Source organism: Nocardia asiatica NBRC 100129, from assembly GCF_000308415.1.
GTDB classification, from domain to species: domain Bacteria; phylum Actinomycetota; class Actinomycetes; order Mycobacteriales; family Mycobacteriaceae; genus Nocardia; species Nocardia asiatica.
The window spans coordinates 1-12587 of sequence record NZ_BAFS01000020.1; the positions used below are offsets into that span (position 1 = coordinate 1).

Sequence of the window (12587 nt, forward strand, 5' to 3'; positions counted from 1 at the left end):
AAAATTCGGGGTTGGGTGTGCTGCGTGCGGGACCGGCGGATGTTCGGTCTGGTTCGCAGGAATCGGTGGTTCGGCCGGTGGGGCTGGGTGGTGGGTGCCAGTGCGATTTGCCGGTGCGGGTGGCGATGGCACGGTAGGGATGCGACCGAGTCAGCTGGCGGCTTCTTCTGGGGCGGCGCGTAGTTTGCGCAGGCCCGCCATGCGGATGGCGGAGCGGAGGTCGGTGACCTCGTGGATCTTCATGGTGTTCCGTACGGGGGCGAGGCCGGGCGGCACCAGGGCGGTGGTGAAGCCGAGGCGTTCGGCTTCGGCCAGCCGGCGGTTGAGGCCGGTGACCTTGCGCACCTCGCCGGCGAGGCCGACCTCGCCGAGAATCACCCAGCCCGGCGGGATCGGGACGTCGGATTCGGCGCTGGCGATGGCCAGCGCGATGGCCAGATCGGCGGACGGCTCGACCAAGCGCATGCCGCCGACCGTCGCGGCGTAGACGTCGCTCTTGCCGAGGAACACCCGTCCGCGGCTTTGCAGGACGGCCAGCACCATGGCGACCCGGTTGTAGTCCAGCCCGCTCACCGCGCGGCGCGGCTGCGGGATCTCGGTCTTCACGGTCAAGCCCTGCACCTCCCCGACCAGCGGTCGCTTGCCGTCCATGGCCACGGTCACCGCCGTGCCGGGCACCGAATCGGTGCGGTGATGCAGAAACAGGCCGGACGGATCGTCGACACCGGCGATGCCGTCCTCGTGCAACTCGAAGCAGCCCACCTCGTCGGCGCTGCCGAAGCGGTTCTTGATGCCGCGCACCATGCGCAGCGTCGAATTCTTGTCGCCCTCGAACTGCAGCACCACGTCGACCAGATGCTCGAGCGTGCGCGGACCCGCGACATTGCCGTCCTTGGTGACGTGGCCGACCAGCAGCACCGCGATCCCGCTCGCCTTGGCCAGCGACGTCAACGCGGCGGTCACCTCCCGCACCTGGGTGACACCGCCGATCACGCCGTCCACCTCCGGGGCGAGCATCGTCTGCACCGAGTCGACCACCAGGAGCGTCGGCCGCACCTGCTCGACATGCCCGAGCACGATCGACAGATCCGATTCCGCCGCCAGGTAGACCCGATCGTGCACCGCGCCGGTGCGATCGGCCCGCAACCGGACCTGCCCCGCCGACTCCTCCGCGGTGACGTACAGCGCCTTCTCCTCGCGCTGGGCCGCCCAGCGATGCGCAACCTCGAGCAGCAGCGTCGACTTGCCCACCCCCGGCTCGCCGGACAGCAGCACCACCGACCCGGGCACCACCCCGCCGCCGAGCACCCGGTCCAGCTCGCTGACGCCCGTCGGCCGCGCTTTGGTGATCTTGGAGTCGATCTGCGAAATCGGCGCGGCCGCAGTGCTGGGCAACATCGCCTTGCGCCCCGGCGAACCGACCGCGCCCGCTCCGGCGACTACCTCGTCGACCGTGCCCCAAGCCCCGCACTCAGGGCACTTGCCCACCCATTTGGCGACTTCGTGCGAACAGGCGGAGCAGCGGAAGGTCGGCTTGGTCTTTGCCACAGGGGCACCATACGCAGCGGGGCTGACAGTGTTTGATTTGCCGCGCCTTCGCGCGGCGGGGTTCGCGGCCGCTTGGAGGCTCGCGAACGGGCAATGCTCGGTCTCGCTTCGCTCGAAAGTCGTGGTTGGGGTGCGCTGGGTGCGTGTGGGTGGTGGAGCACGGGCATCGTGGATGCGGCTTGCCTCTTCGTGCTGGCCTCCCGGCATGCTGGCGTTCGCTTCTTCGTCGCCTGCGCGGCGGCCGCGCAAACGCGAGCCGGGCCGCGAACGTCGGGTGCTCGGTCTGGCTTCGTTCGGGACATCAGGTGGGGTGTGCTGGGCGCCCGGGCGGTGAATTGCTGGAAACGGTCCACGAGGGGTGTGGCGGGGTATCTGGTTGAGCGGTTCTCGATGTTGCGCGCTTGGGCCGGGCAGGGCCACGAACGTCGGATGCTCTGTCTGACTTGTCCGGGACCCGGGGTGGGTGGCGTTGGTCGCGGGTGGTCGAACGCGGGACACTGGCACGGGGCTGTGGGCGGGGTGATCCGGTTGGCCGGTGCTGAGTGTTGGCCACTTGGGCCCAGGCGGGGCCGCGAACGTGGGGTGCTCTGTCCGACTTGTCCCGAGACCTGGGTGTGCTGGGCGCGTGGGCGGTGAATCGCGGGAGACCGTGCACGGGGGTGTGGCGGGGGTGATCCGGTTGAACGGTCTAGGTGTTGGCCACTAAGGCCCGGGCCCGGCCGTGGACGTCGGGTGCTCGGTCTGGCTTCGTGCGGGACCGAGGTGCGCTGGACGCGGGAGTGGTCGAGCGCGGGACCGGTGCACGGGTTTTGCGGCGGGGTGATCCTGTTCCGCCGGGTTCGAGCGCTATAAGTGCTGTTGCCCGGCCCGGGGCGCTAGCCGGGGGCCGGGAACATGCTGTGGGTGTGGCGAGGGGAACTCAGTGACCGCCGCTGCCGTGGGAGCCGCTGCCGTGCTCGGCTTCGGCGGGGCCGGACTTGTCGGACACGTGCCGTTCGGTGTGCAGGCCCGCGTCGACCGGGACCTGGACCTGGACGGTGCCGTTCTGCTTGAAGTTGAACGAGACGTTGTAGGTCAGGCCGGGGGTGATGTCCTTGGTCAGGCCGGTGATCTCGATCTGGATCGGCTTCGCCTCGGGGTCGGTGGCGGGCTGGGCGCCGTGCTGGTCCCCGCCGTGCGAATCGGCCGTGGTGGTCGGCGCGGTCGTGCGCGGCGCGGTGGTGGTCGCGCCCGCGCCGGTGGTCGGCGCCGCGCTGGTGGTGGTCGGCGCGGCCTCGCGCTTGACCGGCGTGCTCGCCGCGACCACGGTCTGCCGCGGAGCCAGCTCGACGACGGACTTCCCGGCGGGCCCGGTGAGCTTGACGGTGCCGAGGTCGGTGGTGATGCTGGTCAGCTCGTCGGGGACGGACGCGCTGTTGTTGATGATGGACAGCGCGATGAGCGCCTTGCCGCCCTTGGCGTTGTTGTAGCCGCCGCCCTCGTTCGGGTAGACGATGTGCACATTGCGCAGCGCGATGCTGCCGACGTCGGCGTAACTGCCGTTCACGGCGGCGACCTGGTCCGCGGTCTGCGAGATCTGGCCCGCGCTACAGCCGGACAGGGCGATCGCCGCTCCGGCGGCGAGTGCGGCAACCGTCACCATGCGACGTCGCGCCCCCTTCGGGGCGGTCACAGCTTTCAGGGCAGTCACGGGTTGTCCCTCCATGTCGACCGGGCTCTGCTCCGCGCGGGAGCGTAGTAACTAGGCAGCGTAGTAGTTGGCTCGGCAGCGCGGGCGCGGGGGCTGTGCCAACCCGGCTCCAGGGGTGCCGACGGCATACGCGCTCGGGAGCGCCGCCGGGACTGGGACGTCCGTGCCGACACCCCCGGGTCCATAACGGTTCGGTCGAGCTTCGGAGGTTGCCGAGAACATGCCGGGGCTGGGGACGGGAACGACGCCGACCGAGCCGGGAGATAACTCGTTCTGGCACAACGTAATGCACACCGCCTGGCATCTGTCAAGCCCCACGGTAGCCTCGTTGTGGCCCTGACCTGCACAGTTGATCGCGCCGTTATCGAGTCGCATGTTAAACTGTGAACATCGAAAGGGGCACGGGACACATGATTTTTAAGGTCGGAGACACCGTCGTTTACCCCCACCACGGAGCGGCGCTGATCGAAGCAATCGAGACTCGCACCATCAAGGGTGAGCAAAAAGAGTATCTGGTCCTGAAGGTCGCCCAAGGCGATCTCACTGTTCGGGTTCCCGCGGCGAACGCCGAATACGTCGGCGTGCGTGACGTCGTGGGTCAGGAGGGTCTCGATCGGGTCTTCCAGGTGCTTCGCGCGCCGCATACGGAGGAGCCGACCAACTGGTCCCGCCGCTACAAGGCCAACCTCGAGAAGCTCGCTTCCGGCGATGTGAACAAGGTGGCCGAGGTCGTCCGCGATCTGTGGCGCCGGGAACAGGACCGCGGCCTGTCCGCGGGTGAGAAGCGCATGCTCGCCAAGGCTCGGCAGATCCTTGTCGGTGAGCTCGCGCTGGCCGAAGGCACCGATGACGGCAAGGCTGAGACCCTGCTCGATGAGGTCCTCGCAGCGGCTTCCTGACCGTGTACACACCTGACAACGGTGTCCGTTCCACCGACGGACCCGTCGTTGCTCTGGTGCCTGCCGCCGGCCGTGGCGTGCGCCTGGGTGAATCGACACCCAAGGCGTTCGTCCCGGTCGGCGGCACGCCCATGGTCCGGCTCGCCGTCGAAGGCTTGATCGCCTCGGGCGCGGTCGACCGGATCATCGTGATGGTTCCCACCGAACTCGTCGACAGCGCCGTTGCCCTGCTGCCGCCCACGGGTTCGGTTCAGGTGGTCGTCGGCGGCGCCGAACGCACCGACTCGGTGCGCGCTGGTATCGCCGCGGCGCCCGAGGCCGCCTACTTCCTGGTGCACGACGCTGCCCGGGCTCTCACGCCGCCCGAGCTCATCGCCCGGGTGGCGGCGGAACTGCGCGCGGGTCGTCCCGCCGTGATCCCGGGTCTCCCGGTGGCCGACACCATCAAATCCGTCGACGCGGCAGGCGCGGTGACCGGCACTCCGGATCGCGCGCAGCTGCGCGCCATCCAGACGCCGCAGGGTTTCGGGGCCGAGCTGCTGCGCTCCGCCTACGCGAACGAGGGCATCCAGGCAACCGACGACGCGGGCTTGGTCGAGCGGCTCGGGGTCGGCGTCCACACCATTCCCGGCGATCCGCTGGCCTTCAAGATCACCACTCCGCTCGACCTCCGGCTCGCCGCTGCGGTGCTCGACGGCGCGGGTGTCGGACCGGCGGTGACGCCGTGACCATGCGCGTCGGCATCGGCAGCGACGTCCATCCGATCGAAGCGGGCCGGCCGTGCTGGATGGCCGGTCTGTTGTTCGACGGCGACGACGGCTGCGCCGGTCACTCCGACGGCGACGTCGCCGCGCACGCGCTGTGCGACGCGCTGCTGTCCGCGGCCGGCCTCGGCGATGTCGGCGCGGTGTTCGGCACCGGGCGTCCGGAATGGGCGGGTGTCTCCGGCGCCGCCATGCTGAAGGAAGTTCGCAGGCTGCTGGGCGAGGCGGGCTTCGAGGTGGTCAACGCCGCGGTACAGGTGATCGGCAATCGACCGAAGATCGGGCCCCGGCGCGCCGAGGCGCAACAGGTGCTCGGCGAGCTGCTCGACGCCCCGGTCTCGGTGTCCGGCACCACCACCGACGGTCTCGGCCTGACCGGTCGCGGCGAGGGCGTCGCCGCCGTGGCGACGGCCCTGCTGCAATCCTGTCGTTGATCCTGCTCCGGCGGACCCGAGCCGGTCCGTGAACGCCCTTATACACCAGCTAGGATCGACTGCCGTGACCCTGCGCCTCTTTGACACCGACACGCGGACCACGCGCGATTTCGCGCCCTTGGTCCCCGGCCGTGCTTCGGTGTACCTCTGTGGCGCCACCGTGCAGGGCGAGCCGCACATCGGTCATGTGCGCAGTGGAGTCGCGTTCGACGTGCTGCGCCGCTGGTTGCTGGCGCACGACTTCGACGTCTGGTTCATTCGCAACGTCACCGATATCGAGGACAAGATCCTGATCAAGGCCGCCGAGGCGGGCAGGCCGTGGTGGGAGTGGGCCGCCACGCACGAGCGCGCCTTCGACCGCGCCTACCAGCAGCTCGGCGTGCTGCCGCCGTCCGCGGAGCCCCGCGCCACCGGCCACATCACCCAGATGGTCGAGATGATGCAGCGGCTGATCGACCGCGGTCACGCCTACGCCTCGGCGGGCAATGTCTACTTCGACGTGGTCAGCTTTCCCGACTACGGGAAGCTGTCCGGGCATCGACTCGATGACGTGCACCAAGGCGAGAGCGCGGGCGAGGGCAAACGCGACCCGCGCGACTTCACCCTGTGGAAGGCGGCCAAGCCGGGTGAGCCGACCTGGCCCTCGCCGTGGGGCCCCGGCCGCCCCGGTTGGCATCTGGAGTGCTCCGCGATGGCCGGGTTCTATCTCGGCCCCGAATTCGACATCCATTGCGGGGGCATGGATCTGGTTTTCCCGCACCACGAGAACGAGATCGCCCAGTCGAAAGCGGCCGGTGACGGCTTCGCCAGGTACTGGCTGCACAACGGCTGGGTGACCATGGGCGGTGAGAAGATGTCCAAGTCGCTGGGCAACGTGCTGTCCGTCCCGAACGTGCTGAAACAGGTGCGTGCCGTCGAACTGCGCTTCTACCTGGGCAGCGCGCACTACCGCTCGATGCTGGAGTACTCGGACAAGGCGCTGCACGACGCGGCGCAGTCCTACCAGCGCATCGAGGCATTCGTTTATCGGGTGCTGGACCGGGCCGGTGAGATTCCGGTGGGCAAGTGGACCGACGCGTTCGCCGCCGCCCTCGACGACGATCTCGCGGTGCCGAAGGCGCTGGCGGAGATCCACCGCGCGGTGCACGAGGGAAACAAGGCGCTGGAGGTCGGCGCGATCGACTCGGCGCGTGATCTGGCGAGCCAGGTGCGCGCCATGCTCGCCATCCTCGGCGTCGACCCGCTCGACCCGTACTGGTACACCCCGAGTGATTCCTCCGCCGCGCTCGGCGCGCTGGACGTGCTGGTGCGCGCGGAACTCGACCGCCGCCAAGAGGCGCGGGCGACGAAGGACTGGGCGACCGCCGACGGCGTGCGCGACCGCCTGCAATCCGCGGGCATCGAGGTCACCGACACCGTCAACGGTCCTGAATGGGCGCTCGGCGCATCGCAATCCGGAAAGGCCAACTGATGGCAGGCAATTCGCAGCGCCGAGGGGCGGTCCGCAAGACCGGCAGCAAGAAGGGAGCCGTGGTCGGCTCCGGTGGCAAGCGCAGGCGCGGGCTGGAAGGCCGCGGCGCGACCCCGCCCGCCGAGATGCGGACCAAGCATCCGGCGGCCAAACGCGCGGCCGCGAAAGCCAAGGCCACGCAAACCCGTTCGCCCGGCCGTGGCGCGGCGGGCCGGCCCGCGGGACGCAAGACCGACGACGGCCCGGAGCTGGTGCTCGGGCGCAATCCGGTGGTCGAGTGCCTGCGCGCGGGTGTGCCCGCGACGGCGCTGTACGTAGCGGTGGGTACCGAGAACGACGATCGGCTGACCGAAAGCGTGCGGATCGCCGCCGACGCGGGCATCTCCATCCTGGAAGTTCCGCGCACCGATCTGGATCGGATGAGCGCCAACGGCTTGCACCAGGGCGTGGCCCTGCAGGTGCCGCCGTACCGCTATGTCCACCCCGACGACCTGCTCGACCGGGCTCGCGGTTCCGCGCAGCCCGCGCTGCTGGTCGCGCTGGACAACATCTCCGATCCCCGCAACCTCGGCGCGGTGGTCCGCTCCGTCGCGGCCTTCGGCGGCCACGGTGTGCTGATTCCGCAGCGGCGCAGCGCGAGCGTCACCGCGGTGGCCTGGCGCACCAGTGCGGGTGCCGCCGCTCGGCTCCCGGTCGCCCGCGCGACGAATCTCACTCGCACGCTGAAGGATTGGGCGGCCCAGGGGGTTCAGGTCGTGGGCCTGGACGCCGGTGGCGACACCACCCTGGACGACTTCGACGGCCGTGAGCCGACCGTGATCGTGGTCGGTTCGGAGGGCAAGGGGCTGTCCCGCCTGGTCCGCGAGTCCTGTGACGCGATCCTGTCGATCCCGATGGCGGGTCCGGTGGAATCGTTGAACGCGTCGGTCGCCGCCGGTGTGGTGCTGTCCGAAGTCGCCCGGCAACGCCGCGCCTGAGAACGTTCTCACAGCGCTTCGGCCGCACTCCGGTGCGTCATGGCTCGGTACGGCCGCTCGGTCATCCCGCCGTTTCCCTGTGGGCCCCGAACCGAGCGCCGGGCGTCCAATGAACCCACCGGCTTGTCCCGCTTCGCGAAAAACACTGCGTGTCAAGCGATTTCGCAAGAAAACCCGGGTAACTCACCGGGTGTCCGACCTGCGGCATCTCCCAAACGTAGGACCAGAGTGTGAATCTCGCGTCCGCCGGCTCCGGCGACCTGAGGACACTCGCACGGCCTAAAGACTCGGAGAGGCCGCACATCCCAGTAGAATTCGGCTGGTGGTGATACCCAATCAGCCGATCGGTCAGACGGTCGAGCATCCGAACGCGACGGCGGTGTTGTTCCTCGGCGCGGCGAGCGTGCTCTGCTGCGGGGTGCTGGGGCCGGTGGCGTGGGCGCTGGGGCGGCGCGCGCTCGACCAGATCGAGGAATCCGGCGGCGCGCTGGGTGGTCGCGCCCAGGTGATGGTCGGCTACATCCTCGGTGTCATCGGCACCGTCCTGATGATCATCGTCGCGGTGCTGTTCCTGCTCCTCCTGCTCACCGGCAACGCCTGAGCAGCGAGGCGCACCGACGCGTGTGCGCTCGCGACAGCGCGAGGCCGCTGGACGCGACAGGGTAGAGGTTCGTCCGTCGTGCCGAGGCCGTAGGCCGGGCGGCGCTGGTTCTCGGCTGAGCGGGGTTGGAGGCAGCCGCCTAGTCCAAACTGGGCCGTTCGCGCTCCGCGGCGTCCCAGGCGGGCCATTCCGTGCTGACGCTGCCGGACCAGCTGGGTTGCCTGCGATCCCGGAAGGCGGCCATGGCCTCGCCGCCGTCGATGCTCTTGCTCGCGTGCTGGTTCAGCTCGGTTTCCAGCTGCCCGACCACGGTTGGGCTCATTCCGAGCCCCTCCCAGAGCAGCCGCTTGGATAGCGCCACGGGTAGTGGGGCCGACCCGTTGGCGATGTCGTGCGCGACGGCCAGCGCGGTGGGCAGCACCTCGCCCGCGGGTAGCGAGCTGTTGGCCAGGCCCATCGCCTTCGCCTCGTCACCGTCGAACGTGCGTCCGGTCAGCATGATGTCGGCGGCGTTGGCCATGCCAACGAGCCGGGGTAGCGTCCAGTGCGCGTAGCCGTCGGCCAGGACGCCGCGGCGGACCTGGTTCAGCCCGTAGACCGCGTCGCGCGCCATGTACCGCAGGTCGCACTGAAGAGCCAGCGCCAGCCCGATGCCGACGGCATGGCCGTTCACCGCCGCGATCACCGGTTTGCGCACCCGCCACGGCGGCGGATCGATGGTGGCGCTGACCTCGCCGACCCGATTGGACAGGTCGGCGCCCGCGCAGAACGCGGGCGGCGTGCCGGTGACGATCACGGCACGGATGGCGTCTTCCGCGTCGCAGCGCTGCAACGCGGCGCCCAATTCGGCGGCCATCGTGGGGGTGAAGGCATTCTGCTGCGCGGGCCGGTTGAGCGTGAGCACGGCGACGCCCCGGGAGACGTCGACGTGCAGTTCCGAACTCATGCCACAGGATGTTAGCCGACGGAGGCGGACCTCACCTCGGGCCGAAAGTCCTCGGCTATCCGCGCAGGACTTTGCGGCCGATGGCGTACTTGTGCACCTCGGTGGGACCGTCGTAGAGCCGGAACGCGCGCATGTCGCGGAAGATCATCTCGACCACGGTCTCGTCGCTGATGCCGATGCCGCCGAGCACCTGCACGCACCGGTCGGCGACCTTGAACAACTCCTCGGAGACGAACGACTTGGCGATCGAGCTCTCGTGCCGCGCCTTCTCGCCGTTGTCCATCAGCCAGCACGCGTGCCAGATGGTCAGCCTGCACTGGTGCAGCGCGATCTCGTTGTCGGCCAGCATGAACGAGACGCCCTCGTGTTCACCGATCGGCTTGCCGAAGGCGGTGCGGGTGCGCGCGTGCTCTACCGCGATGCTCTGGGCCCGTTCGGCGGCGCCCAGCCAGCGCATGCAGTGGGTCAGGCGGGCCGGGGCGAGCCGGAGCTGCGCGTAGCGCAACGCCTGGCCCGCCTCGCCCAGCAGCGCCTCCCTGGGCAGCACCAGGTTGTCGAAGCGGACCACGCCGTGCCCGGCGACGTAGTTGCGGTCCATCGTGTTCATCGTGCGTTCGATGACGATGCCGGGCTCGTCGCCGTCGGCGAGGAACAGCGTGGGGCCCTCGGGCAGGTGCGGGTTGGCGGCGAGGCGCGCCATGACGATCCAGGTCTTCGCGCCGTTGGCGCCGGTGATCAGCCATTTGCGGCCGTTGATGGTGAAGTTCGCGCCGTCGAAGGTGGCCTCGGTGGACAGCTGGGCAGGGTCGGAGCCGGCCCCGTCGGGCTCGGTCATGGCGAAGACCGAGCGCTGGTGGCCCGCGACCACGGGGGCCAGGTAGCGCTGGACCTGGTCCGGGTCGGCCACCTTGGACAGCAGGAACATGTTGCCCTCGTCGGGCGCCGCGCAGTTCATCGCGACCGGGCCGAGCGTGGACCAGCCCGCCGCCTCGTAGATCACGGCTTGCTCGATGTGGGTCAGCCCGCGTCCGCCGAGCGATTCGGGCGCCTGCACGGTGAGCAATTTCTCGGCGCGGGCCAGTTCGACCAGTTCCTGACGCAGTTCGTCGGTCGGGCCGTGCGCGGTCAGGCGCGGGTCCCGCTCGTAGGGGACGATCTTGTCGATGACGAACCGGCGTACTCGGTCGCGTTCGGCGGCGAGTTCGGCGGGAATCGCGAAGTCGATCATCGTTGGTCACCATTCGTTCGGGGGCGCGATGCGTCGAGCATACGAAAGCATGCGCACATGACTGAAGGCGGCTGCCCTCAAAGGGTGCGGTGCTGGCCGGTGTCGTGATCTGCGCCTGACCGCCGTGTCGGGACCGCGGGGCGGGCCCTTGCGGTCGGCGAGATCGAGTGCTCGAGGCCGATGAACCGGACGACGAAAATCACACCGTGAAGTCGCGGCCCGAGCTCACGCCGGCACTCCTCGGCAACCTCATGCGGCACGCTCAGCAACCGCCGTCACAGGCCGAACCTTCAGCGGGCGCCGGCGAGCTTGCGGTCGCGGCGACCGAGCAGGCGGCAGGCGAGGTAGATCAGGAACGAGATGGTGGTGACAAACGTCGATACGGGGACGCCCGGTGCGAGCGAGAGCAGAATGCCGCCCACGGCGGCGACCTCCGCGAACAACACCGCGAGCATCGTGGCCCGGACCGGGTTCGCCGTGAGCTGGGCGGCCGCGGCGGCCGGGGTGATCAGCAGGGCGAGGACCAGCAGCGCCCCGACGATCTGGACGCCGAACGCCGCCGTGATACCCAGCAGCACGGCGAACACGATGGACAGCCCTCGCACCGGGACGCCGCGCGCCACCGCCACTTCCGGATCGGAGCTGGCGAACAGCAGCGGCCGGTAGACGACCGCGAGCACGGCGATCACTCCGGCGGTGCAGACGGCGAGCAGGCCGAGGCCGTTGTTGCCGACGCTCACCACCTGGCCGGTCAGCAGGGAGAACTTCGAGCCCGCGCGATCGGGGCCGAGCCACAGGAACAGCACCGAGAGGCCGAGGCCGAACGACAGCACCACCGCGATCACCGAATCGCGCTCGCGCGCCCGGGTACCGAGCACGCCGAACAGCACCGCCGCGACCACCGACCCCGCGATGGCGCCGAGGCCGACCCCGATACCGGCGAGCAGCGCGGCGGCGGCCCCGGTCAGGGACAGTTCGCTGGTGCCGTGCACGGCGAAGGACATCTGCCTGCTGATGATCAGCGGACCGATCACCCCCGACAGCAGCCCGAGCAGGGCCGCGGCGAGCAGCGCCTGCTGCACGAAGCCGTAGGACAGCAGGTTCGCCGTGGTGCCGAAGTCCAGCATCTTGCCGAGCACGCCGGAGAGCTTGTCGGTCACGAACGCACTCCGCTCTGATCCGGGTCCGCGGACGGTGCCGGGCGGTTGCCGTCGCCGTTCGCCACCGGGTCGGGTGCCGACGGTCGGTCGCTCCCGTGCTCGTCGGCGTGCGGATCGGCCGCGGCCGTGTGGGGCGGGTCCTTTGGTTCGCTTGTCGCCGGTGTCCCGTCCGGCGCGGTCACCCCGCGTGCGAATTCGTCGCCCGCCGGTCCGTGGCAGTGACCGCCCGCGGTGCCGAGCGCGTCCATGGTGTCGCCGGTGCCGACGACCACCAGGCGTTCGCGCACCCGCAGGACGTCCACCTCGGTGCGGTACAGCTCCGAGAGCACCGCCGAGGTCATCACCGCGTCCGGCGTCCCGATCCGGAACCGGCCGTCGACCAGATACAGCACCCGATCCACCAGCGGCAGAATCGGATTGATCTCATGGGTCACGAAGAGCACCGCGGTGTCGTGGGTGCGCCTGCGGCGGTCGATCAGATCGGCGACCAGCCGCTGATTCGCCAGGTCCAGGCTGAGCAGCGGCTCGTCGCAGAGCAGCACCTTCGGGTCGCCGACCAGCGCCTGCGCCACCCGGAGACGCTGCTGCTCGCCGCCGGACATGGATTCCAGTGGCGCGTAGGCGAAGTGCTCCGCGCCGACGTCGGCGATGGCCGCGGCCACCTTGCGCTTGCGTTCGGCTCGGGAGCGAAGTCCCAGGCCCCAGCGGTGTCCGTCGACGCCGAGCCCGACGAGGTCGACGCCGCGCAATTGCACCCCGGCGTCGATCGTCTTCTGTTGCGGCACATAGCCGATGTCGGGATTGCCGGTGCGCGCGGGGGAGCCCGCGATCCGGGCAGTGCCGGAACTCAAGCTCAGCTGGCCGAGCAG

The 12587-nt window shown here is 69.8% G+C and carries 11 protein-coding genes and 1 pseudogene; 6 read left to right on the forward strand and 6 right to left on the reverse strand.

Annotation, left to right across the window (positions count from 1 at the left end):
- Positions 1-150 precede the first annotated feature (150 nt).
- Both radA and ON27_RS02330 read right to left on the reverse strand, forming a co-directional pair.
- Positions 151-1548, reverse strand: a complete 1398-nt coding sequence (gene radA / locus ON27_RS02325) for a DNA repair protein RadA (RefSeq protein WP_043718613.1) — start codon at positions 1546-1548, stop codon at positions 151-153.
- A gap of 919 nt (positions 1549-2467) precedes the next feature.
- Positions 2468-3238, reverse strand: a complete 771-nt coding sequence (locus tag ON27_RS02330; protein ID WP_245559757.1) for a copper chaperone PCu(A)C domain-containing protein — start codon at positions 3236-3238, stop codon at positions 2468-2470.
- A 410-nt stretch (positions 3239-3648) separates the two neighbouring features.
- On the opposite strand from ON27_RS02330, the gene carD reads away from it, so the two are divergent.
- The 6 genes from carD (at position 3649) to ON27_RS02360 (ending at position 8384) form a co-directional block, all read left to right on the forward strand.
- The gene (carD, locus tag ON27_RS02335; RefSeq protein WP_043718617.1) at positions 3649-4137 is read left to right on the forward strand and encodes an RNA polymerase-binding transcription factor CarD; all 489 of its coding nucleotides are present in this window, start codon (positions 3649-3651) and stop codon (positions 4135-4137) included.
- 2 nt (positions 4138-4139) lie between these two features.
- Positions 4140-4865 carry a 2-C-methyl-D-erythritol 4-phosphate cytidylyltransferase gene (gene ispD / locus ON27_RS02340; RefSeq protein ID WP_051046145.1) on the forward strand — a complete coding sequence of 242 codons (726 nt, stop codon included), beginning with the start codon at positions 4140-4142 and terminating at the stop codon, positions 4863-4865.
- 2 nt (positions 4866-4867) lie between these two features.
- Positions 4868-5335 carry a 2-C-methyl-D-erythritol 2,4-cyclodiphosphate synthase gene (gene ispF / locus ON27_RS02345; RefSeq protein WP_043718619.1) on the forward strand — a complete coding sequence of 156 codons (468 nt, stop codon included), beginning with the start codon at positions 4868-4870 and terminating at the stop codon, positions 5333-5335.
- A gap of 64 nt (positions 5336-5399) precedes the next feature.
- Positions 5400-6806, forward strand: a complete 1407-nt coding sequence (cysS, locus tag ON27_RS02350) for a cysteine--tRNA ligase (RefSeq protein WP_043718621.1) — start codon at positions 5400-5402, stop codon at positions 6804-6806.
- Entirely contained in the window at positions 6806-7783 is a 978-nt protein-coding gene (gene rlmB, locus ON27_RS02355) for a 23S rRNA (guanosine(2251)-2'-O)-methyltransferase RlmB (protein WP_043718623.1), read from the forward strand. The genes cysS and rlmB overlap by 1 nt, the downstream gene beginning before the upstream one ends.
- A 322-nt stretch (positions 7784-8105) precedes the next feature.
- Complete coding sequence (locus ON27_RS02360; RefSeq protein WP_043718625.1) at positions 8106-8384, forward strand: DUF4190 domain-containing protein; 279 nt, start codon at positions 8106-8108, stop codon at positions 8382-8384.
- Between the two features lie 139 nt (positions 8385-8523).
- Here the strand turns inward: ON27_RS02360 and ON27_RS02365 are convergent, their stop codons facing one another.
- The 4 genes and pseudogenes from ON27_RS02365 to ON27_RS02380 all read right to left on the reverse strand — a co-directional run.
- On the reverse strand, positions 8524-9330 hold the full coding sequence (locus tag ON27_RS02365; RefSeq protein ID WP_043718628.1) for an enoyl-CoA hydratase/isomerase family protein: 807 nt from the start codon (positions 9328-9330) through the stop codon (positions 8524-8526).
- A 55-nt stretch (positions 9331-9385) separates the two neighbouring features.
- A complete protein-coding gene (locus ON27_RS02370) occupies positions 9386-10558 on the reverse strand; it encodes an acyl-CoA dehydrogenase family protein (RefSeq protein WP_043718630.1) in 1173 nt (390 codons plus the stop codon).
- A gap of 290 nt (positions 10559-10848) precedes the next feature.
- Positions 10849-11718, reverse strand: coding sequence for a metal ABC transporter permease (locus ON27_RS02375; protein WP_043718632.1), 870 nt, complete (start codon positions 11716-11718; stop codon positions 10849-10851).
- Between the two features lie 221 nt (positions 11719-11939).
- Positions 11940-12587 (reverse strand): annotated as a pseudogene (locus ON27_RS02380) (metal ABC transporter ATP-binding protein); the annotation flags it as partial.